This is a genomic window from Saprospiraceae bacterium, from assembly GCA_026129545.1.
Classification (GTDB): domain Bacteria; phylum Bacteroidota; class Bacteroidia; order Chitinophagales; family Saprospiraceae; genus M3007.
Window position 1 is genome coordinate 510,700 of the sequence record JAHCHX010000003.1, and the last position, 22,324, is coordinate 533,023.

The window sequence follows — 22,324 nt, forward strand, 5'->3', positions numbered from 1 at the left end:
GGCAGTTTTTCAATTTTTCATCAGTTCAATAAAACAATCCTCCACCGTCGCTTCGGCGGGTTTTACTTCGATGTTGCGGTGGTTTCTGGAAAGTAAAAACTCATGAATCGAACTTTCCGAAAGTTGGAAACTTTCGGAAAGTTGCTCCAACTTCAAATGCGCATACTCCCCAAAGGCATAACAATCCGCCACGCCTTCGAACTCGCGCAAGTCTTTGATTAACTGGTACATATTGTCGGAACGCACGGCGTACAACGGCTGCCGGAACGAGGCAGTGATGCCCTGCGGCGTGTCGAGCGCCATGATTTCGCCTTTTTGAATCAAGGCCACGCGGTCGCATAATTCGGCTTCGTCCATGTAAGGCGTGCTGACGAGCATGGTCAGTCCTTGCTGCCGCAAATTGCGGAGCATATCCCAAAATTCCTTGCGCGACACAGGGTCAACGCCAGTGCCGGGTTCGTCGAGAAACAACACTTCGGGCTTGTGAATGAGGGCGCAACACAAGGCGAGTTTTTGCTTCATGCCGCCGGAAAGCGCCCCGGCGCGACGGTCTTTGAACGGCTCGATTTGCACATAAATCGGTGCGATGAGAGCGTAGTTTTCCCGAATGCTCGTGCCAAAAACGGAAGCGAAAAACTCGAGATTTTCCTCCACCGTCAAATCCTGATAGAGCGAAAACCGCCCCGGCATGTAGCCGATGACCGTGCGCAATCGCTTGTAATCCTTGACGATATCCAAGCCAGCCACTGTCGCAGCGCCACTGTCGGGCAACAACAGCGAGGTGAGGATGCGGAACAAGGTCGTCTTGCCCGCGCCGTCGGGGCCGATGAGTCCGAAGATTTCGCCCTCCTGCACCGACAGATTTATGTCTTTGATGGCCTGCACGCTGCCGTAGGATTTCGACAGGTTCTCGGCTGTTATTTTTGCTTTTGACATAGCGTAGAGTGGTTTTTTGACAGGATTTACATGGTTTACAGGATATTTGGATTTTTAATTTCAAAATGAAAACTTGCCATGAATGACCCGCTCACTTCCAAAATCATCGCTGCTGCTTATAAGGTTTACAACACTTTGGGTTTCGGTTTTTCAGAAAAAATCTATGAGAACTCTATGGTGATTGAGTTGCCTAAACATGGCCTCTTATGTGCACAACAAGTGGCTCTTACGGTGTTTTATGAAGAACATATCGTCGGCGAGTTTGCGATGGATTTGGTTGTGAATAAACAAATTATCGTCGAATTGAAATCTGTTCGCCACCTATTGGAAGAGCATGAAGTCCAACTTGTCAATTACCTGACCGCTACCAAAACCGATGTCGGGCTGCTTATCAATTTTGGTCCTGATGGAGTTGAAGTCAAGCGCAAGTACCGTGTCTATCGCCCTAAAGGGGGGGGACAGGAGTAGTGTTTTTTTGACAGGGTTTACAGGATTTGAAGGACATTTTTTGAGAAAGGTCGGCGAAGCCGACAAAGAAAAAACCTGTTAATCATGTAAATCCTGTCAAAAAACTACTCTACGCTTGTCAAAGCCGCACCTCGGCAGGCATTCCGATTTTCAAAATACCGTCGGAGTTGGGAACGCTGATTTTCATGGCATAAACAAGATTCACGCGCTCGTCTTTCGTCTGAACGACTTTTGGCGTGAACTCGGCTTTCGGCGAAATCCAGATGATTTTTCCCGAAAGTTCTCGCTGCGCGCCACCTGCTTCGTCTATAAAAACTTTGACTTGTTGGCCGACTTTCACCGTGCCCAATTGGTTGCCTGCGACGTAAGCGCGCAAGGTCATCTTGTTCAAATCGGCGATTTTGTACAGCGGTTTTCCAAAGGCCGTGACCTCGCTCGGCTCAGCGTATTTTACCAGCACCGTGCCGTCCAATGGGTTGACAATGCGGCACTTGGCAATCTGGTCGTCGAGTTGGGCGATTTGTTTTTGGAGCGGAAGGATTTCGGCGAGCAGGCCGCTTTGCTGGGTCGTGAGCGAGGAGTTCGTGGCCGATTTTTGCTCCAGAATCACGTCCATTTGTTTGCGCATCACTTCGATTTGAGCGTTCAGGTCGTCGAGTTGTTTGGGTGTGGCCGCGTCGCTTTTCAGGAGATTTTCCACGCGGTGTTTTTCGCGTTCGAGCGTGGCGAGTTGCTGGCGGACGGAAGCCATTTGTTTTTCATAAACAGCGAGTTGCGTGCGGATGGCCGGGCTTTTGGCGGCGACGGCGCGAATGCTGGCGTGCAGCTGTTCGCGCTTCAGCAGCAGTTGGACGGAATCTATCGCGCCTACCTGCTGGCCTGCTTTCAAGGTTTGGCCTTCCTCAATATCCAACACGAGAATTTTGCCGGAGGCCTCGGCGCTGACGACGCGTTCGTCGGCTTCAAAGTTGCCGTAGGCATCGGCTTTGGGAGCAGCGCTTTGACAGGCGTAGAAGGCGACTCCGACGAAGAGAATGTATTTTAAGAGACTGGTTTTCATGATTCTAAATTTTGAAAATCAACATTTTAGTTTCCGAGTTTGGCAGCCAGCATTTCCCGTGCCTGCGCCGCTTGCAGTTCGTGCGTTTTTCGCAGCAGCCGCGCCTGCGTGAGCAAATTCAGTTGAGTCAGGTAGTCCGTCGCGGTCATCACGCCGTTTTTTACCTGAGCGTCAGCACGACTTACGATGTCTTCTTGCAGTCGAACGATGGCCTCATCTTTTTCCAGCTGTTCGCGGTATTTCACATTCAAATCCCAAAAGTCCTTGATGGTGCTTGCCTCCAGTCGTTGGTCAAAAGCAAGGCGTTGCGCTTCCACGGTTTTTATCTGCAAATCAAGCACTTGCGCGTCGCGTTTGCGAGTGCCCCAATCGAATGGTGTCCATGTGGCGCGTAGTCCGACAAGCGCAAAAGGCTCAAAACCGGTTTCAAAAAAATTGAAGGGATTGGGGCGGCCAAAGCCGCCTTGGGCGAAGGCTTCGATACGCGGCTGTAGCGACAGGTTAAGGCGGTCTTTTTGTAGTTGAAACATGCTTTGCTGAAGGGTGAACAGCCTGTGTTCCGGGCGTTTTTCGATGTTTAAAGGCATCTCTGACCACAGCGGAGCCGCCAGTTGGAAGTCCGTATTTTCCCGACCGACCCACTTGGCCAAAATCTCCATGAGCGTCTGTTTGTCCACTTGCAGCTCAGCGATTTGCTGCTCCGTTCTAAGCAGTTGAATTTTCACTTGGTCGGCTGTGGTGCGCAAGGCTGCGCCCTCCGTCACGGCGGCCTCCGCTTGCCTGAGTCGTGCTGCCAATTCTGATTTTGACAAATCAAGCACGGCAGCGTTCTCTTGCAACAAGAGGGTTTTGAAATACAAATCCGTCACGACCTCGCGGAGCTGAAACACGTCCACCTCCACCTGTGCGGCGGCGAGGTCGCGTTCGAGGTCGCGTTGACGACGCGCGTAGTGGTCAGCGCCACCGTCCCAGATGCGTTGCGCCACATCCACCGAGAGCCTGTATTGGTCTTTGGGAATGTCGGGGACGGCGAACAACGGGTTTTCGACGGGAAACCTGAACACGTCGCTCTGCCACGAAGCCTGTGCGCCGATGTGGATGCGCGGCAGGCTGTTGCTTTGCAAGTTCCTGATTTGCAGGGCCGCAATACTCTCCGCGTAAAGTTTTTTTTGTTGCAAAGGGCTGTTCCGCACGGCGAGTTCGCGGCATTGCTGCACAGTGAGTGTGTCGCCAGAAAGTCCCTTGGACACGACCAACAAGGTCAGGCCAAGGACAAAGAGGACGATTTTCATAGCTTAATTTTTAGTCTGCGTTTTTCTGTTTTCCGATGAAGCCCAGATGCGTGTGATGGAAACTGTCCTCATATTTCAGCCCGTAGCCCAAGGCCCGGTCCATCGAAATATGCGCAAAGAGGATGAGGGCGGCCAACTTCCAATGGGCTTTGTCCGACCAAAGCGCGTAGGCCGCGACAATAGCCGCCACTGCTCTGTGATGCAACAAGTTGTAGGCAAAAGCACCGACTTGGGGGCCTGCGAGGTAGCCCAGCATCCCGATGTCAGGCAGCAACAGTAGGGCGGGAAACCACCACCACGCAAAGGGCAGGCGGCTGAAAAGAAAAATGCACAGCAAAAAGATGCCCCATTCCTCGATGTTCAGAAGTGTTTTCATGATTCAAAAATTGTTGTTAATGAGATAGTTTGTCTGACAAAATTCCGTGATGCTCAGGGGCGCAAAGCCGCCATCACAAACTGCGTCACTTCTTCTTTTCTTTCTTCCAGAAAGACTCGCATTTCCCCGGAGCTCATGCCCAATAGCATACGCATCATGGGCTTGCCCACAAAGGGGAACACGCACATCGAAATCACATTGACAATCAGATGCTGTGGTCTGACGGGGCGGATGCGCCCGGCGGCGATTTCGGCCTCCACTTGATTGAAAAAGAACTGCGGTTTGGGCAAGTCGCTCGGCAAGATGCTGTTTATGAATCGCTCCGGGTGTTTGTTGACCTCCGAAATGATGAACAAAGGGATGAAAGGATTGCGGGAAATGATGCTGATGTAGGCATCAATGAAGCGCCTGATTTTTTCCTCCAAAGGCAGCTCGCTTTCTATGATTTGCCGAATCGCCGGAATCGCCCTGCCGATAATCGCCCGCGCCACCGACTCGTACAGTTTCTCCTTCGTGCGGTAGTAATAGTGCAACAATGCCTTGTTGATACCCGCATGGTCGGCTATTTCCTGCATGGTAGCGCCATCCATGCCTTTTTGGGTGAAGACTTCGTGCGCCGCATCGAAGATTTTTTGCTCGGTGCTGTCGCCGGGGGCCTGACTTTCTCGTTTAGCCATCAAGTTTATCTTTTAGGTTTAACCATTTGGTCAAACACGGGGCAAAGGTGTGGGCAGTTTTCCAATTTGTCAAGGGTTAAGCCTACAATTTTTAACCGAACGGTTAAACTTTTTGGAAAACAACTTGACACACAAGAAATTGCGAGTTCGCGTTGTGAGCAAATGCCTGCGGAAAACTTAATTTCACATCTCAATGGCGAATTGTCACCTTTGCAGCGTCAACCCGCAAGCATGAACAGCCGCAAGAAAATTTTCAACGACCCCGTCTATGGCTTTGTGTCGGTGCCTTATGGCCTGCTGCTCGATTTGATTGACCACCCCTATTTTCAGCGACTTAGGCGCATCCGGCAAGTGGGCTTGGCCCCTTATGTCTATCCGGGTGCCCTACACACCCGCTTTCACCATGCGCTGGGAGCCTTGCACTTGATGCAGGAGGCGGTGGAGGTGTTGCGTTTTAAAGGCGCCGACATCAGCGAGGCGGAAGCAGAGGCGGTCAATGTCGCCATTTTGTTGCACGATATTGGCCACGGCCCTTTTTCGCACGCATTGGAGCACACGCTGGTGGATATGCACCACGAGGAAATCTCCATTCTTTTCATGGAGGAGATGAATCGTCAATTTGAAGGGCAGCTTTCGCTGGCGATTGAGATTTTTCAGAACCAACATCCCAAAAAATTTCTCCACCAATTGGTGTCGGGGCAGTTGGATATGGACCGCATGGACTATCTCAACCGCGACAGTTTTTTCACGGGGGTGAGCGAGGGCGTCATCGGGTACGACCGCATCATCAAAATGCTGGCCGTGCACGATGGCGAATTGGTCGTGGAGGAAAAAGGCATTTACAGCATTGAGAAATTTCTGATAGCCCGGCGGCTCATGTACTGGCAAGTCTATTTGCACAAAACAGGCGTGGCTGCGGAGCAAATGTTGATTCACGCCCTGTTGCGTGCCCGCGAACTGGCCGTGGCGGGCACGACTTTGGAAGCGCCCCGCCACTTGGCATGGTTTCTGCATCGCCCGGAGGGTCGCAAAATCGAACCCGGAGACCTTATCTCCCACTTCGCCCTCCTCGACGACAACGATGTGACGGCTGCCATCAAGTACTGGTCGGAAGCCGATGATTTTACCCTTTCGTTCCTCTCTAAAGGCCTGCTCGACCGCCGGCTTTTCCGCCTCGAATGGCGCAGTCAGCCCGTGTCTGACGCACAGTTGAAGGCGTTTCACCGGCAAGTCGCGGAAGTGTTTGGCGAGAGTGCCTTGCCAGAGCACTTTGTGTATGCTGGCTCAGAAAGCAACCGCGCTTACGACGACGCAAAAGACCAAATCAAAATTCTTTTCAAGAACGGCGACGTGCGTCCTATCACCGAGTGTTCGGACGTGCCGTTGTTCACACAACTAGTGACGAAGCATTTCGTCTGTTACCCCAAGCAACTGATGCACACAGTTTAATTTAGTTGAAATTTTAACAATCGAGCTACCTGTTTCGAGCAGGGTCGCTTACTTTTGCCCGGCATCCGAAAAAATCTTTTTCACGCCAAGATCAAACAATCATGTTCATAAATCCGATTCACGTCATGGGAAAATTGAAATTCGTCCTTCCTCTTTGTTTGGGTATCGCTTTTGCCGCCAACGCACAGCCCGGCGACGCGCCACCCAACGCCCAACCAGGTAAATGCTACGCCAAATGCCTCATTCCTGACCAATATGAAAACGTCACCGAGCAGGTCATAGTGAAGCCTGCTGCCACGCGTACCATCGCCGTTCCTGCCGAGTACGAAAACAAAACCGAGCAGCAACTGGTGAAAGCAGAAAGCAAGCGCATCGTGGCCGTGCCCGCACAATACGAAACCGTCACCGAGCGCGTCGAAATCAAGGCCGCCAGCAAGCGCCTTGTGCCAGTGCCCGCTCAGTATGAGACGGTTGATGAGCGCGTTATGATTAAGCCAGAAACCAAGCGCCTCATCACGGTGCCCGCCGAATACGAGACAGTCACGGAAAGAGTAATGGTAAAACCGGAAGCCAAGCGCCTCGTGGAAGTACCCGCTGTGTATGAAAACGTGACCGAACAGTACGAAATCGAAGCAGCCTCCACTAAAATCGAAGTGATGCAGCCAAAATACGAAACCGTCACCGAGCGCGTCGAAATCAAGCCCGCCTCTACGAAGTGGGTAAAAAAGAAAGCCGATGCCAGCTGCCTCAGCGCCAATCCCGACGATTGCCTCGTCTGGTGCTTGGTAGAAGTGCCTGCGGAATATCAGACCATCACGAAGCGCGTGAACAAAGGTTGCGACGGCTCTGGCGTAGCCGACGCTGGTTGCACCCGCACCGTCCAGATTCCTGCCAAAATGGGCACACGCACCGTCCGCAAAGTGAAAACCCCGGCTACCACACGCGAAGAAATCATCCCGGCTGAATACAAAACGATGACGGTGCGCAAGGTGAAAACCCCCGCCACCACTCGTGAGGAAATCATCCCGGCTGAATACGCTACGGTGAAAAAGCAAGTGCTGAAAACGCCTGCCACCGTCCGCGAGGAAGAAGTCCCGGCCGAATACTCCACCGTCACCAAGCAAGTGCTGAAAGCACCCGCTACTTTCCGCGAGGAAGTCATCCCGGCTGAATACAAAGCCGTGACAGTGAGAGGCGTGAAAGCCGCTGCCACTACCCGCACGGAGGAAATCCCGGCTGAATACGCCACCGTCACCAAGCGTCGCCTTGTGAAACCCGGCGGTTTCACCGAATGGCGCGAAGTCCTCTGCGGCGACCGCGTGACTGGCTACACCATCCGCCAAATCCAAGAGGCTCTCATCAAGGCTGGCTACGACCCAGGCCCCACCGACAACGTGATGGGCACCCGCACCAAAGCAGCACTCACCAAATTCCAAAAAGACAAAGGCTTGCCTGTGGGCAACCTTGACTTTGAAACTTTGAAGGCACTGGGCGTGAACTATTGATTCACTTTCTTTTGCCAAAAAATACGAATCGAGCGGGCGGCCATATGTGGTCGCCCGCTTTTTTTTAGACTTGTTGCGGTGGAGACCTTTGACGAAGGCAAAGCCCTTTTTCCGACCGGCTTCGTTAAATTTTTCGCCGAATATACCCGATTTCGATTGCAAAATTTGCCTTGCCAGTCGAAAAAATGACAATTCCCTCCACTCAAAGCCCTCCACCCCAACAAGTCTTTTGAAAAAACCATCACAAAAACCCGCTTGGAAAATACATTTGCCCCGAAAGCGAGCGCCCAAGCGCCACGTTCATTTTTTTCCAACCAGCAACAATCATCCAAACCAACACCGAACCTATGGCAAGAATCGCCATGCTCGGCGCCGGCTTTATAGGCCGTTTTTACGCCGACTCCCTCCACGGGCTGCGCAGCCGTGACCGTATCACTTCCGTCTATTCGCGCACCGAGGCATCGGCCAGCAAGTTCGCCGCTGACTACGACGTGCCTTTCTGGACCACCGACATGGCGGCCGCCATCAATCGCAAGGACGTGGACATCGTCTGCATCTCGCTGCCCAACAACCTGCACCTACCCGCCGTGTTGGCCTGCGCCAAATACAAAAAGGCAGTGATGACCACCAAACCATTGGGGCGCAACGCCAAGGAAGGGCTGCAAATGCTCAAAGCGGTGGAAAAAGCAGGCATATTCGCCGGCTATTTGGAGGATTTGTGCTACACCCCCAAATTCCTGAAATCACTCAAAACCATCCAAAGCGGGGCACTCGGCAAAATCTTGTGGGCACGCTCCCGCGAAACTCACCCCGGGCCTCACTCCGATTGGTTTTGGGACAAAAGCCAATCGGGCGGCGGCGCCATTCTCGACCTCGCCTGCCATTGCGTGGAAATCGCCCGCAGCTACATCGGCAAAGATGTGCGACCTGTGGAAGTGATGTGCTGGGCCGACACGCAGGTGAAGCCCATTGATGCCGAAGACCACGCCATCGGGTTGGTGCGCTATGCAAGTGGAGCCATTGGCCAATTCGAGGTGTCGTGGACATTCAGAGGCGGGCTTGACTTGCGCGACGAGGTGATGGGGTCGGAGGGCACGATTTGGATAAACAATTTCCTGCGCACGGGTTTTGAGATGTTCCTTTCGGGGCAAGGCGCTGGTTATGTGGCCGAAAAATCCGAAACCTCCAGCGGATGGATTTTCCCAGTCGGCGACGAGATTCACGAACTTGGCTACAATGCCATGTTCACCGATATGTTTGAAGCGTGGGAACAAGGCCGCCCACCTGCCGAGACGTTCTACGACGGTTATGTGGTAAATGCCATTCTCGATGCCGCCTACAAATCCGCGCAAACACGCCGTTGGGAACCTGTGAAACTGGAGGTGTGGCGCGGCAGCGCGGAGACGGAGGTCATTTCAGCGTTCAAGGAATACGACAAAGACCACTGGTTCCTGACCGAGGAACTGACCCACGATGGCAGCCATGTACTGGTATTGAAGGAGAAAAAAACAGGCAAACTGGTGCGCAGGATGTTGTAAGCACTCAGTTATTCTCGGTTTGTAAGAGGTGTCATCTTTTGAGGAACGAAAAAAGGTGACACCTCTGCCTGTTTTTGAGGTGTCACCCCTCCATTCTTCCGAGATGACACCTCACTCAGAACCCGACAAGGCGAGAATCGCTGTGTGAGCCCTCAACTATATGGGCTGCATTTCAAATCATCGCAGAATGGTATTCCGGGCTACAGGTATCGTGGGATTGGGGGGATTTTTGTCTGCTCAATTGCCACCGCTGATGGATTCCAAATAAATTTCCGTCTCGAACACGGGAACCTCCGTCACGGCCTCGATATCAATACTCACATTGATGTCATTTACCCAATTGTCGCTTTTTAAGGCGAAATAGTAGGTTCCTTGCAGCGGCTTGTAACGGCGCTGCACATCCACGCTGACGCTCCCCTGCTGGATGTACGAGGTATATTCCTTGCCGCTGGAAAATTTTGACCAGTTGTCGTAGTCCACCAGCGCATATTCCACGTCCTCGCCAGCCGAGGAAACGGTCATATCGAGCGCGGCACCGAGCGCAAAGGCTGCGAGTGCTGTTTGAGGCTGCACGCTCATGAGTTTGACCGCACCGGTTTGCAAGGCTGTTTTGAGTTTTTCCGCGTCGCGGCGGCGGGCTTCTTGCGTCGCTTGCCCCACAGAGATGCGATAGGCCCACTGCACGGTATTGGGCGGCAAAGTGAATTGATACACGTTGGTGGGTTTCTTGGTGTAGAACTTGCTCGCCGACACTGTCACTTGCCCTCCTAACGACACCACGTCTGTTTTTTTGCCTACCTGTACGGCGCGTTTACGCACGGCGTAGTTGGGGTTCGACCACATATCCCACCCGACGCGGGTATTGAGCCGCGCCGTCTCGGCATTGGCGGGTATGCGGTGCAAAGTGAAGCGACACACCTTTTTGCCCAGCCCTTTGCCTTGAAAGCGCAACAGATACACGCCTGTTTTTTCAATTACGATGTTTTGTTGGAGCGTCGTGTCGAGCTCATAGCCTCTGTACACATAGTGGTCGGGGAAATGCATGAACTCTACTGTTTTGATGGCTTTGCCCGTCAGTTCTTGCACCATCAATTGGACTTGGTCGCCTTCGGCAAAGGCATAGATAAACTCGCTTTTGCCTTCCAGTTTGAACGTCTGGTCGGCGACGAGTTTGGGCTGGATGTCGGCGTTTTCATTTTGCGAAAAGATGGCCTTTGGGAAAAGAAGCAGGGAGAGAAGGAGGGTGCGCATAAGCCACTTTATTTTCGGATGATGAGAGTGATGTAGGCAGAATAGAAGCCGGAAGTGGCGTTTTTCACAACTTGAACCCCTCTAAGACGGAGGCGATTTTCCTGTCATTGGCCAACCTTGGCACCTTGTTTTGCCCGCCCAATTTGCCTTGCGATTTCATGTATGCACGGAACGTGTCGCGGCGCAACGGGGTGATTTTGAGCGGGCGCAACACGCCGCCCGTGATGAGGTCGTCGTAGTAGATGTTCTGCGTCCGCATCCTGAGGTCCACGTCGGCGGCGAAGGCAGCCAAGTCGGCGGGCAGGTTGTCGAATTCGACGAACCATTCGTGATAAGGCAGGCCGCCCTCAGGTGGGTTGACCTGTGGCGCCACAGTGAACTCGACGATACGGATGTCGGCAGCGTTGGCCACTGGCAACAGCGCCTCTTCCACCTCTTTGCCGATGACGTGCTCGCCAAAGGCCGAGATGAAATGTTTGACCCGCCCGGAGACGATGATGCGATAGGGGTCTTTGCTCACGAACTGCACCGTGTCCCCGATGTTGTAGCCCCAAAGCCCGGCGTTGGTGTTGAGGACGAGCGCGTAATTGCTCCCGATTTCCACGTCTTTCAGCCAAATCCGAGTCGGGTTTTCTTTGAAAATCTCGTCAGCAGGCACAAATTCATAGAACATCCCCGCATCGGCGTTGAGCAACAACCCCGTCGGTACCGAAGCATCCGAAGTCGCCCGATGAGCGAACGTATCCTGAAATGCGATGAAGCCCTCCGAAGCCGGATAGGTCTCCACGCTGTCCACCGGGCCGCCTACCAATGCTTCAAGTTTGGCGCGGTAAGGCTCGAAATTGACCCCGCCATAGACGAAAAGGGAGTAATTCGGGAAAATTTCTTTCACGGTGCTTTTACCCGTGCGGGCGAGCAATCGCTCGTAGTACATCTGCACCCAAGGGGGGATGCCAGAGATGAGGCGCATATCCGCGTGCACCGTTTCGTCCACGATGCGTTCGAGTTTTTCTTCCCAATCCTCGATGCAGTTGGTCTTCCACGAGGGCAGTTGGTTGGTACGCAGCCAGCCGGGCACCAAGTGGTTGGATATGCCGCTCAATCGCCCCGTCGGGATGTCGCCGACTGTTTCCAATTCGGGGCTGCCGGAGAGGAAAATCATCTTGCCGTCGAGCCAGCGCCCGTTGCCTGTGCGGGCGAAATAGTTGAAAGAGGCGTTTCGCGCCGTGCCGAAATGGGGCGGCGTGCTTTCTTTCGACATTGGAATGTATTTCACGCCCGAAGTGGTGCCGCTTGTTTTGGCGAAATAGGCAGGGCGCCCCGGCCAAAGCACATCTTTTTCGCCCGCTTTTATTTTTTCGATATAGGGTTTCAAATCCTCGTAGTCGCGCACAGGCACCGCTTGTTTGAACTCCTCGTAAGTCCTGATGTCCGAAAAACGATGAGCACGCCCAAAGGCCGTGTTCGTGGCACGGGCGATAAGGTGTTGAAAAATCTTCTCTTGGCACGTCACCGCGTCGGCTGACCACCGGTCAATGGAGCGGGCGATGTGGTTGGCAAACGGGCGAATGATGGTGGAGCGAAATCCCATGTTTGAAACGCAGTTAGGAAGCAGCAAAAGTATGACTTCTTCATCAGGCGGCGGCTTGGAGTCCAATATCGTCAGCCAGTAGAAGATTTACGATTTACGATTTACGATTTTACGATTTACGATTTACGATTTGCGATTTTACGATTTGCGATTTACGATTTGCGATTTGCGATTTGCGATTTGCGATTTGCGATTTTACGATTTACGATTTGCGATTTTACGATTTGCGATTTACGATTTACGATTTACGATTTACGATTTTACGATTTGCGATTTTACGATTTACGATTTGCGATTTGCGATTTACGATTTGCGATTTGCGATTTGCGATTTGCGAGCGAAACTTGGAGGCCAATATCATAAGCAAGTTGGGGCCGAACATTCCCAAAACGCAAGTTATACCATGACTCGCTAAGATTTGAGTAGCATGGCGGATTTGCAAATCCGCCATACGCATTGGGAGCCAATCGTTTGTGTCAAAAATAGGTTTGCTTAATTTTGGCGAAGCACTTATTGGATACGCAGATGAGGGGTTGAAGTAAAGTGTCGAAAACGTGTGCCATTCAGGCGGCGATTTCAAATCTCTGCCTGAATAAGAGGTTGAATGTCAGACGCCAAGAAATTTCAACCTTTCATTTTTTTGGGATAGCCATGATTGATAACCATGATTTGGAACGGATCGCGCTTTTAGCCACGCTCGACAGTCGTTGGCACGAATTATAAATTTCATTTTTAACAAAAGTACGGCTTTAACAAAGATGCGGTACTTTTGGCCTGCCTTTTGGTGCTATATGTAACGGCCCAAAAGGCGCTTTTTTTTTCATAACCATTTTTCACACTTAGCACCTTTCTTTCAATCGCTTTTATGCGCCAGTTTTTTATCCCCCCGTTCCTTGCCTTCATCGCAACGTTTTCCCTGAATGCCCAGCCCCCCGGCTGCCCCAACGGCTTTTTCACCCTCAGCTCCCAAGCACAAGTGGACAACTTCCCCGTCATCCACCCGGATTGCCACAACCTCTCTGTAAAAATGCTTATTTCGGGCAGCGACATTGAGAATCTGGACGGGCTGAGCGGCATATTTACCACTGCCAACAGTATTGAAATTATTGACAACCCTATGCTCAGCTCGCTGAGCGGGCTGAGCAACCTGACCAGCATCGGCGTGGAATTCAAATTGAACAACAACGACGCGCTGCCCAATCTGTCGGGCTTGGAAAATCTATCGTGGATAGGCGGCCACTTCTTAATCTCCGGCAATGCCGTGCTGACCACGCTCAATGGCTTGGGGCCGATACCCAGCCTCGGCAGCTACCTCTACGTCGGCTTCAACCCCCTCCTCACCGACATCAGCGCACTCAACACCATCACGGAGATTGGCCCCGACTATTTCAATGCCTTCTTGGTCATCACTCACAACAACAGCCTGACCAGCATCAGCGGCCTCAACCTCGTCAGCGAAACTGGCAGCTACCTCAGCATTGACGGCAACGCACAACTTTCTTCCATCAGCGGGCTGAACGGCTTGCACACCGTGAACGGCAATTTCAGCATCACAGACAACCCCTCGCTGACCGACATCAGCGGCTTCAACAGCCTGTCCACGGTGAACGGACAGTGGAGCCTCGATAACAACAACGCGCTTGCCAGCACGAGCGGCTTTCCCAGCTTGCTGACGGTGGCCGACAATTTCATCATCAGCTCTTGCAGCTCATTAGGCTCGCTCACCAATTTTTCAAGTGAGTTCAGCATCGGGGGCACGTTGGCCATCACAAACAACATCAGCCTGAGCGAGTGCGAGGCATTGGCGATTTGCAACCACCTGGATGCCAACAAGCCCGCCTCCATCAGTGGCAATGCCACTGGCTGCCATGACATTGACGCGGTGGAAGATGCCTGCCTGTTGCTCCCAGTAGAACTGACGCATTTTGGCGCAAAACAAACAACACAGGGTATCCTGCTCTATTGGCAGACGGCCTCGGAAAAAGACGATGCCTACTTCGAGATAGAACACAGCACCGCTAAGAACAAAGATTTTCTACCCATTGGCCGAGTGGCGGGCAACGGCACCACCTCATCAGTGAGCCACTACGAATACTTGCACCGACAACCCGCCCCGGGAGATAATTACTACCGCCTCAAACAAGTGGATTTCAACGGCACATTCTCCTGTTCCGATATCGTGCGGGTGTGCGTGAAAAACAACGACGAACTTGGCCTCCACCCTAACCCCACACGCGGCCCCGTGTTTGTGAAAGGCGACCCCAATGGCTTCCGCACCGCCCAGGTGAGCGATGCCGCTGGCCGACCCATCCTGAACGTGAACCTGACCGAAAACAACCTTATTGATTTGAGCGGTCAGCCCCAAGGAGTGTATTTCGTGGAAATCCTGACAGAACATCAAAAGACCGTGAGGCGAGTGGTGGTGGAATAAATGAGCCGCATATTGACAGGAATAGGGTACATTTGCCCTGTTTTTTTGTGAAATGGGCGATAAACGAATGTTGCGCCCGCCTCGGTCATCACACAATGAGCATGATACGCATCATGCAATCTTGAAATCAAAAAGTTATCGTCCCAACGACATGAAAAAACTGGTTACACTGTTTTGGCTGATGCTTGGCACTTGCCTCGCCTTTTCGCAAGGCTGCCCCTCAGCCCCCTTTTCCCTTCCAAATCAGGCTGCGGTGGACGCTTTCCCGAGCGATTGCATCAACCTGACTGTCGGCATGACCATCGGTGTCGGCTCGGGCGCTTCGGATATCACCAACATTGATGCGCTGAGCAATTTGCAGACCACCTCGAACAGCATCTTCATCCGCAACAACCCCGGCCTGACAAACCTGAACGGCCTGTCGAACCTAACCTCCATCGGTCTTGAACTGACCATCGAAAACAACGATGCGCTCACCGACCTCACGGGATTGGGCAATGTAAGCTTCATACAGGGCTGGCTCAACGTGAACAGCAATCAGAATCTAACTTCGCTCAATGGCATAGGACCATTTCCTACCCTGAATAGCTACCTATACATAGCGTTCAACCCAAATTTAATAGACTTGAGCGGTCTATCCAGCCTTACCTCTGTCGGTGGTTTTTTGATTATTCAAAACAACAACAGCCTCACCGCTATCAACGGCCTCAACAGCTTGACGCAAGTGGTGACCGGGCCTTCCGGCCCCGGCTTCCTGTATATCGGCGACAACAACGCGATGACCACCCTCAACGGATTTGCCAACCTAACCAGCGTCAACAACAACTTTGAAATAGAATACAACAACTCCCTCCAGACGCTCAACGCTTTCGGCAACTTGACCACGGTCGGCTCCGCCAGCACCAACAAAATGGTCATCTCCGGCCTCCCCAACCTGCTCAGCATAGATGATTTTGGCAGCCTTACATCGGTCGCTGGCAACCTGCAAATCACCGACAACGATGTGCTTGCCTCTTTGGCAGGGCTGACCAACCCCTTCACCATAGGCGGCACCCTCACCATTACTGGCAATAGTTCGCTAAGCCAGTGCGAGGCCGCCGCTGTCTGCGCTCACCTCGACGATGGCGACCCCGCCACCATCACCGGAAATGCTATTGGCTGCAACAGCATCATGCAAGTGGAGATTGCTTGCGGCCTATTGCCAGTCGAGTTGACCTATTTTCGCGGCAAAATGGAGCAGGGCGAAGTGGTGCTCAGCTGGCAGACCGCCACCGAAAAAGACAATGCGTGGTTTGAGATAGAACACAGCTCGCAAGGCACGGAAACATTCAGCACCATCGGCAAAGTAAGCGGCCAAGGCAACTCCAACACCCTCCAAGACTACACGTTTCGACACACCCAACCCACCACTGGCCCAAACTACTACCGCCTGAAACAGGTGGATTTTGACGGCCAACATGAATATTCCAATATCGTGGGCGTGACCGTGCGAGGCCAGCAAGAGCTAAGCGTGTATCCCAACCCGACGAATGGCCCAGTGTTCGTGAAAGGGCTGAGTGGTGACGACGAGCGTTCGGTCGTCGTGACCGATTTCACGGGCCGGGTAGTGCTCCGCAAAGACCCTTGGAGAGGTAGCATGCTCGACCTGCACGAGCTGCCAAGCGGTATTTACCACCTTGAAATAATGACTAACAACCAAAAAATAACAAGGCGAGTGGTGAAGGAGTGATGCTCCGTTGCCATTTTGCTTCGTGTTCACGCATTGTTTAATCATTAAAAAAACTGTTCCCAACGACATGAAGAATCTACTCGTCTCTTTCATCGCCGTTTTTGGCGCGATTCACTTGGATGCGCAATGCCCCACGGCGCCCGTATTACTTACCAGCCAAGCAGAAGTGGATGCTTTCCCGCCAGCCTGTATTGACTTCACCGGGAATTTGATTATTAGTGGTTCTGACATTTCAGACCTTACTCCTTTGGCCAACCTTCAAACGATTAGTAATAATTTGACCATTTTAAGCAACCCATCGCTGGGCACGTTGGCTGGGCTTTCGGGCCTTACGAGCGTTGGAACCGCTTTTGGCTCTTTGACAATCTCTGACAATGATGCGCTGAGTGACCTAACGGGCTTGAACAACGTATCGAGCATAAGCGGTGGGCTGTTTGTGGAAGACAATTTCAACCTAACCAGCTTGGATGGTTTAGGAGCCGTGCCGTCCTTGACGAGTATATACATTGCAAACAATGCTGCTCTGAATGACTTGGGCGCATTGTCAAGTGTAAGCAATATAAACAGTTACGTTTGGATATTGGACAACTACACCCTCAGCTCCCTTTCTGGCTTGGATGGCATCTCCACCATAGGAGGGACAGGCCTGCTAATTGCCTACAATGAGTCGCTAAGTTCCATCAGCTCATTTGGCTCGCTCACAAGTGTTGGTGGCAATTTTGAAATAGAGGAAAACCCATCATTGGTCAGCCTCAACGCTTTTGGCAGCCTTTCCACCGTTGGCGGCAGTAAGATGGTTATTCAGGACAACCCCTCGTTGTCAAGCATAGACGATTTTGTGAGCCTTACAAGTGTCGCCAACGAGTTGTCCATTTCCATCAACCCCTCCCTCACCTCCATCGCTGGCCTTACCAATCTTTTCACCATAGGAGGCACCTTGGAAATATCAGGCAACACCTCGCTCAGCCAATGCGAGGCAGAAGCCGTGTGCCAACATATTGACAACGCCAACCCAACCATCATAAGCGGCAACGCCGTCGGCTGCCAAAACATCACGCAGGTGGAAATCGCCTGCGGCCTCCTCCCGGTGGAACTCACCTATTTCCGCGGCAAAATGGAGCAGGGCGACGTGATGCTCAACTGGCAGACGGCCTCGGAAAAGGACAATGCGTGGTTTGAGGTGGAACACAGCACACAAGGCACCGAGGGCTTCAGCACCATCGGCAAAGTGGCCGGCAAAGGCACTTCCACCGTTGCCAACGACTATGCTTTCCGCCACGCCCACCCTGCTGCCGGCACCCACCTATACCGCCTCAAGCAGGTGGATTTCGATGGCAAATTTGAATACTCCAACATCGTGAGCGTGGTGGTGCGCGGTGAAAAAGAGGTCGTGCTGGCCCCCAACCCCACTCAGGGCACACTATTCGTGCGGGGCCTCAAGGACGGCGAACTCCACACCGCTGTTGTCACAGACTTTGCCGGAAGGGAAGTGCTGCGCCGCTCGCTCGCCCAAAGCGCCCTCATTGACTTGAGCGAGCAGCCCGATGGCATCTATCTTGTGGAAATCCGCACACCCAGCCAAGCCATCACCCAACGGGTGGTGAAACGGGGAAAGTGAAACCCACGGGTTTTAATAGCAACGTGATTTGTTTATTCAACACAGAGACACGGAGGACACAGAGATTTTTAAACCAAGCCCTCTGTGCCTCTGTGTTTTTACTTGATAGTGAAGAACCCACAAAAACCAAGCATTTAAACACTTAATACTAAAGCAAAACCTCCTTCGATGATGAAAAAGTCAACACTCTTTCTTCTTTTGCTCGTTTCTGCCCAATTTGTTTCAAACGCACAACCGGGCGTGTGCCCGGGCACTGCCCAATTTATCACCTCGCAAGCGCAATTGAACCAATTCCCCATTGATTGGCCCAACTGCCAAGTGCTCCAAAGTCGCTTCGAGGTGGGCACCATCGGTGGCTCCACCGACATCACCGACCTCACGCCCTTGAGCAACCTGACCGGGGCAGCTTTCCAACGCAGTTTCTATGTCCATTTCAACCCCCTCCTGACCTCACTCGCAGGTCTCGACAACCTCGCCAACATGGGCGGAGACTTGACCATAGAGGCAAATCCGCTGCTGACCGACTTGCAGGGGCTTGGCGGCATCCAAACCATTGATGGCATCATAAAAGTGCAGAACAACGATGGCTTGCAAACCTTGAGCGGGCTGAGCAATGCACTGACCATCGTGGAAAGCATCGTCGTCATCGAAAACGACGTGTTGCAAGATTTCGCGGGAGTGTTCGATAATTTGCAAGAAGTAAAGGAATATGTGTTCATCAATTGGAACCCCATGGTGACCTCCATCAACACGTTGAACAATGTCACATCCATCGGTCAGTATCTCAATATCGAGCGACACTCATCCATGACGGCGCTCAATGCATTCAACAGCTTGCAAACAGTCGGGCTGCTCAACAACGGATGGGATTTCGAGGTCGTTTTATGCCCCAACATCACCTCTCTGAGCTTTCCCAATTTGAGCCGGGTAGGGGGCAACTTCGAGATAAGCGAAAACAACTCTTTGTCCGAAATATCCTTCCCAAGCCTCGACTCCGTGAAAAAGCAGATGATTATTGACTACAACCCTTCGCTCACCTCTTTGGTCGGCTTGGGAGACTTCACGCTGACCGGGCCACTCACCATTGCCTTCAACTCATCTCTCTCGGAATGCGAGGCGTACGGCGTATGCAACTATTTGGATGTCCCCGCCAACACCGCCTTCATCAACCAAAACGCCACTGGCTGCGCCAACCGAGCGCAAGTAGAAGCCGCCTGCGCCCTCCTACCCGTCGAGCTGACCTTTTTCAAAGCCCACGACGACAATGGCGACGCGCTGCTCAGCTGGCAAACCGCCTCCGAAAAAGACAACGCCTACTTCCACGTCTATCACAGCGCCGATGGCGTGAACTTTACCCGTATCGGAAGCGTGCGAGGCAACGGCACCTCCGCGGCACTCAAAAACTACACCTTCCGCCACACGCGGCCTTCCAATGGCAACAATTACTATCGGCTCAAACAGGAAGACTATGACGGGACTATCGCCCACTCCCCTATCGTGCGCGTTGCTATCAAAGGTAGCATCCGCGTGGACGTGTACCCGAATCCCACCACTGGCTACGTCAAAATAAAGGGCGACCTCACGGAAGGCACGGTGCGCCTCAAAGACGTGACCGGGCGCTTGATTTCTGAACAGCAACTACCCGCTCGCAATTGGGTGGACCTGACCAGACAAGACAAAGGCATTTACCTGCTCGAAATCCAAATAGGCCACGAACTGCTGGTGAAACGGGTGGTGAAGGAGTGACGAGCGCCTGAATGCGCGGGAGCGCAAGACCCGCGCGCGATATGAAGAACACAAACCCCCAATGTCCGAAATCGAACGCTCTTGTTCGGTTTCGGGCATTTTTATTTTGGCCAAATGCTGTGCTAAGTTCTGATTGTCAATAAATTGGGATAGCGGCACAGGGATTGGGTGTTTGACATTTTTCCAAAGACAAAAACCTAAGCATAATATGCTTTCGACCTATCTAAAACTTGCCCTTCGCAACCTTTCCAACAACCGGCTCTACTCGGCCATCAATATTCTCGGTCTGGCCGTAGGCATCGCCGCGTGTCTGCTCATTTTTCGCATCGTACACTACGAGCTGAGTTTCAACAAACACTTCCGTCACTACGACCGCATCGTGCGCGTGGTGACGGAAGTGCACAGCCCCACCGAAGGCACTGGCTACACGACGGGCATCCCCATCCCGGCTATGGATGCCATCCAAACCACGGTGCCACAATTCGAGCAATATGCACGCATCAAGGAAATCTGGCCCACCATCACCGTGCCGGATGCAACGGGCGGCACGACCACCCGCAAATTCAACACGGACGACCAACACGAATTGGGCATTTTCGCGGAGCCTGCTTTTTTCAAAATTTTTGATTGGCAGTGGTTGGCTGGCGACCCCGAAACGGCGCTCGACGAGCCCGGCTATGTGGTGCTGACGCAGAAAATGGCGGAAAAATGCTTCGACACTTGGCAGGCCGCACTCGGCAAAACACTCCTCATGGACAACGCCGTGCTGCTCACGGTGAAGGGCGTGGTGGCCAACGCGCCCGACAACACCAACTTCCCCTTCCATTTGATGGCATCGTACGAAACCCTGAAAAAGAACACGAACAGGTACTTCTACGGCAATGATTGGGGCAGCACCAGCAGCAACGACCAAGTCTTCGCCTTGCTGCACGACGCAGGGCAGTTGGCGGCAGCTGGCGAAGTGTTGGCCACCGTCGGTCAAGCAGAGTACAAAAAGGAGAACCCCAATTTTAGCAAGAAGCATCGGCTGCAACGGCTCGCCGACCTGCACTACGACGACCGTTTTGGCATCAACGGCAGCCATGTCATCAGCAAAAGCCGCCTATGGGTGCTGTCGCTGGTGGGGGTGCTGATTCTCGTCATGGCCTGTTTCAATTTTATCAATTTGGCAACGGCCTTAGCTGCGCGACGGGCGAGAGAGGTGGGTGTGCGCAAAACACTCGGCGGCAATCACAGCCAATTAGTGCGGCAGTTCATGGGCGAGACCACGCTGATTGTGTTCATCGCGGTGGCGTTGGGAGCGGTGTTGGCATCCTTGTCGGTGCCGATGCTGAAGCATATTTCGGAAGTGCCGTCCTCGCAGCCGTTCTTTTCCAATCTGGCGGTCTGGGCTTTCCTTGCGGTAGTGTTGGTCGTGGTGAGTTTTTGCTCTGGATTTTATCCCGCATTGGTGTTGGCTGGCTTCAACCCCATCAAAGCCCTGAAAAACAACACCAATCCCAGTGGAGCTGGTGGCGGCTCCCTCCGCAAATCATTGGTCGTATTGCAGTTCGCCATCGCACAGGCATTGATTATCGGCACGCTCGTCACCATTAGCCAATTGGACTACATCCGCAAGATGGATTTGGGCTTCCAGCCGGACTTGGTCTATACCGTCCAAGTGGACAACGACTCCATCAGCAGACCGCGTTTTGAGACTTTCAAACAAAAACTGCTGCAACTGCCCGGCGTGGAGTCGGTGAGCCTCGGCAACGACCCGCCCGCTTCCAGCAACTATTGGCAAAGCAATTTCGCCTTGGGGCGAGGCGCGGACGACGCGCTGTTCAACACTTCGATAAAATACTGCGACCCCGACTATTTCAAGACTTATAGCCTGCAACTGGAAACCGGGCGCATTCTTCAGCCCAGCGACACCATGCGGGAAGTGGTGGTCAATCAGACCCTGCTGCGAAAACTCGGCATACAGGATGCCAACGAGGTGTTGGGCAAGGAACTCCGCCTCGGCGGAAGCAAGTGGCTGGAGGTGGTGGGTGTGGTGAAAGATTTCAATTCGCACTCGCTGCACCAAACGCTGGAACCCATCGTGATGCTTACCCGCAAGGAATTCTACAACGTGGCGGGGGCAAAAATCCGCCCCGAAAACATGACTGCCACCGTCGCCGCCATCCAAAAAACGTTCGATGAGACCTTCCCCGAACAAGTGTACGACGGAGCCTTTCTGGACGAGTCCATAGCCGATTTTTATCGCAGTGAGCAACGTTTTTCCTTGACGTGCAAGGGCTTCGCGGTGCTGGCGATTTTCATCTCTTGTTTGGGCTTGTTTGGGCTGGCCTCGCTGATAGCCGTGCAAAAGACCAAGGAAATCGGCATTCGCAAGGTGCTGGGCGCGTCGGTCGGTTCGGTGGTAGGGCTGCTGAGCCGCGACTTTTTGCTCTTGGTGCTGGTCGCTTTTGTCGTGGCCGCGCCAGTAGCTTGGTGGGGCATGAGCAGCTGGCTGCAGGATTTTGCGTTTCGGGTGAGCATCGGGTGGGGCTTGTTTGCCATCACGGGCGTTTTGGCGCTGATGGTGGCGATGGTGGCCATCAGTTTTCAAGCGTTGCGGGCGGCACTGGTCAACCCCGTGGAATCGCTGCGCAGCGAGTGAGGATGGTTTTTCT

The 22,324-nt window shown here is 52.9% G+C and carries 16 protein-coding genes; 9 read left to right on the forward strand and 7 right to left on the reverse strand.

Features of this window, described 5'->3' with window-relative positions:
* Positions 1–9: 9 nt before the first annotated feature.
* Positions 10–936 (reverse strand): ABC transporter ATP-binding protein, encoded by a 927-nt coding sequence (locus KIS77_20050; GenBank protein MCW5924622.1) that lies wholly within the window; start codon positions 934–936, stop codon positions 10–12.
* Between the two features lie 78 nt (positions 937–1,014).
* On the opposite strand from KIS77_20050, the gene KIS77_20055 reads away from it, so the two are divergent.
* Complete coding sequence (locus tag KIS77_20055) at positions 1,015–1,404, forward strand: GxxExxY protein (GenBank protein ID MCW5924623.1); 390 nt, start codon at positions 1,015–1,017, stop codon at positions 1,402–1,404.
* A 118-nt stretch (positions 1,405–1,522) separates the two neighbouring features.
* Here the strand turns inward: KIS77_20055 and KIS77_20060 are convergent, their stop codons facing one another.
* The 4 genes from KIS77_20060 to KIS77_20075 are packed head-to-tail and all read right to left on the reverse strand — an operon-like array spanning position 1,523 to position 4,809.
* Positions 1,523–2,464, reverse strand: coding sequence for an HlyD family efflux transporter periplasmic adaptor subunit (locus KIS77_20060; protein MCW5924624.1), 942 nt, complete (start codon positions 2,462–2,464; stop codon positions 1,523–1,525).
* A gap of 26 nt (positions 2,465–2,490) precedes the next feature.
* Positions 2,491–3,756, reverse strand: coding sequence for a TolC family protein (locus tag KIS77_20065; GenBank protein ID MCW5924625.1), 1,266 nt, complete (start codon positions 3,754–3,756; stop codon positions 2,491–2,493).
* A 10-nt stretch (positions 3,757–3,766) separates the two neighbouring features.
* Complete coding sequence (locus tag KIS77_20070) at positions 3,767–4,132, reverse strand: DUF4260 domain-containing protein (GenBank protein ID MCW5924626.1); 366 nt, start codon at positions 4,130–4,132, stop codon at positions 3,767–3,769.
* Positions 4,133–4,185: 53 nt separating this feature from the next.
* Complete coding sequence (locus tag KIS77_20075) at positions 4,186–4,809, reverse strand: TetR/AcrR family transcriptional regulator (protein ID MCW5924627.1); 624 nt, start codon at positions 4,807–4,809, stop codon at positions 4,186–4,188.
* A 231-nt stretch (positions 4,810–5,040) separates the two neighbouring features.
* Here KIS77_20075 and KIS77_20080 point away from each other — a divergent pair, with 231 nt between their 5' ends.
* From KIS77_20080 to KIS77_20090, 3 genes are all read left to right on the forward strand, one after another.
* Positions 5,041–6,258 carry an HD domain-containing protein gene (locus tag KIS77_20080; protein MCW5924628.1) on the forward strand — a complete coding sequence of 406 codons (1,218 nt, stop codon included), beginning with the start codon at positions 5,041–5,043 and terminating at the stop codon, positions 6,256–6,258.
* 485 nt (positions 6,259–6,743) lie between these two features.
* Positions 6,744–7,763 (forward strand): peptidoglycan-binding protein, encoded by a 1,020-nt coding sequence (locus KIS77_20085; GenBank protein MCW5924629.1) that lies wholly within the window; start codon positions 6,744–6,746, stop codon positions 7,761–7,763.
* A 347-nt stretch (positions 7,764–8,110) separates the two neighbouring features.
* Complete coding sequence (locus KIS77_20090; protein ID MCW5924630.1) at positions 8,111–9,301, forward strand: Gfo/Idh/MocA family oxidoreductase; 1,191 nt, start codon at positions 8,111–8,113, stop codon at positions 9,299–9,301.
* 237 nt (positions 9,302–9,538) lie between these two features.
* Here KIS77_20090 and KIS77_20095 read toward each other — a convergent pair whose 3' ends face one another.
* Both KIS77_20095 and KIS77_20100 read right to left on the reverse strand, forming a co-directional pair.
* Positions 9,539–10,552 carry a hypothetical protein gene (locus tag KIS77_20095; protein MCW5924631.1) on the reverse strand — a complete coding sequence of 338 codons (1,014 nt, stop codon included), beginning with the start codon at positions 10,550–10,552 and terminating at the stop codon, positions 9,539–9,541.
* A gap of 64 nt (positions 10,553–10,616) precedes the next feature.
* Positions 10,617–12,143: a GH3 auxin-responsive promoter family protein gene (locus KIS77_20100; protein MCW5924632.1), complete on the reverse strand. Its 1,527-nt coding sequence runs from the start codon at positions 12,141–12,143 to the stop codon at positions 10,617–10,619.
* Positions 12,144–13,008: 865 nt separating this feature from the next.
* Between KIS77_20100 and KIS77_20105 the strand changes: the two genes are divergently transcribed.
* The 5 genes from KIS77_20105 to KIS77_20125 all read left to right on the forward strand — a co-directional run bounded on the left by KIS77_20105 (position 13,009) and on the right by KIS77_20125 (position 22,311).
* Positions 13,009–14,574 (forward strand): T9SS type A sorting domain-containing protein, encoded by a 1,566-nt coding sequence (locus KIS77_20105; protein MCW5924633.1) that lies wholly within the window; start codon positions 13,009–13,011, stop codon positions 14,572–14,574.
* A gap of 151 nt (positions 14,575–14,725) precedes the next feature.
* Complete coding sequence (locus KIS77_20110) at positions 14,726–16,303, forward strand: T9SS type A sorting domain-containing protein (GenBank protein MCW5924634.1); 1,578 nt, start codon at positions 14,726–14,728, stop codon at positions 16,301–16,303.
* 67 nt (positions 16,304–16,370) lie between these two features.
* Positions 16,371–17,921: a T9SS type A sorting domain-containing protein gene (locus tag KIS77_20115; protein MCW5924635.1), complete on the forward strand. Its 1,551-nt coding sequence runs from the start codon at positions 16,371–16,373 to the stop codon at positions 17,919–17,921.
* 168 nt (positions 17,922–18,089) lie between these two features.
* Complete coding sequence (locus KIS77_20120; protein MCW5924636.1) at positions 18,090–19,667, forward strand: T9SS type A sorting domain-containing protein; 1,578 nt, start codon at positions 18,090–18,092, stop codon at positions 19,665–19,667.
* A gap of 208 nt (positions 19,668–19,875) precedes the next feature.
* On the forward strand, positions 19,876–22,311 hold the full coding sequence (locus KIS77_20125) for an ABC transporter permease (protein MCW5924637.1): 2,436 nt from the start codon (positions 19,876–19,878) through the stop codon (positions 22,309–22,311).
* Positions 22,312–22,324 lie beyond the last annotated feature (13 nt).

Bases quoted from the DNA above. Each gene is read 5' to 3' on its own strand.
- KIS77_20050 (MCW5924622.1), bottom strand. From the start codon at position 936: ATGTCAAAAGCAAAAATAACAGCCGAGAACCTGTCGAAATCCTACGGC.
- KIS77_20055 (MCW5924623.1), top strand. From the start codon at position 1,015: ATGAATGACCCGCTCACTTCCAAAATCATCGCTGCTGCTTATAAGGTT.
- KIS77_20060 (MCW5924624.1), bottom strand. From the start codon at position 2,464: ATGAAAACCAGTCTCTTAAAATACATTCTCTTCGTCGGAGTCGCCTTC.
- KIS77_20065 (MCW5924625.1), bottom strand. From the start codon at position 3,756: ATGAAAATCGTCCTCTTTGTCCTTGGCCTGACCTTGTTGGTCGTGTCC.
- KIS77_20070 (MCW5924626.1), bottom strand. From the start codon at position 4,132: ATGAAAACACTTCTGAACATCGAGGAATGGGGCATCTTTTTGCTGTGC.
- KIS77_20075 (MCW5924627.1), bottom strand. From the start codon at position 4,809: ATGGCTAAACGAGAAAGTCAGGCCCCCGGCGACAGCACCGAGCAAAAA.
- KIS77_20080 (MCW5924628.1), top strand. From the start codon at position 5,041: ATGAACAGCCGCAAGAAAATTTTCAACGACCCCGTCTATGGCTTTGTG.
- KIS77_20085 (MCW5924629.1), top strand. From the start codon at position 6,744: ATGATTAAGCCAGAAACCAAGCGCCTCATCACGGTGCCCGCCGAATAC.
- KIS77_20090 (MCW5924630.1), top strand. From the start codon at position 8,111: ATGGCAAGAATCGCCATGCTCGGCGCCGGCTTTATAGGCCGTTTTTAC.
- KIS77_20095 (MCW5924631.1), bottom strand. From the start codon at position 10,552: ATGCGCACCCTCCTTCTCTCCCTGCTTCTTTTCCCAAAGGCCATCTTT.
- KIS77_20100 (MCW5924632.1), bottom strand. From the start codon at position 12,143: ATGGGATTTCGCTCCACCATCATTCGCCCGTTTGCCAACCACATCGCC.
- KIS77_20105 (MCW5924633.1), top strand. From the start codon at position 13,009: ATGCGCCAGTTTTTTATCCCCCCGTTCCTTGCCTTCATCGCAACGTTT.
- KIS77_20110 (MCW5924634.1), top strand. From the start codon at position 14,726: ATGAAAAAACTGGTTACACTGTTTTGGCTGATGCTTGGCACTTGCCTC.
- KIS77_20115 (MCW5924635.1), top strand. From the start codon at position 16,371: ATGAAGAATCTACTCGTCTCTTTCATCGCCGTTTTTGGCGCGATTCAC.
- KIS77_20120 (MCW5924636.1), top strand. From the start codon at position 18,090: ATGATGAAAAAGTCAACACTCTTTCTTCTTTTGCTCGTTTCTGCCCAA.
- KIS77_20125 (MCW5924637.1), top strand. From the start codon at position 19,876: ATGCTTTCGACCTATCTAAAACTTGCCCTTCGCAACCTTTCCAACAAC.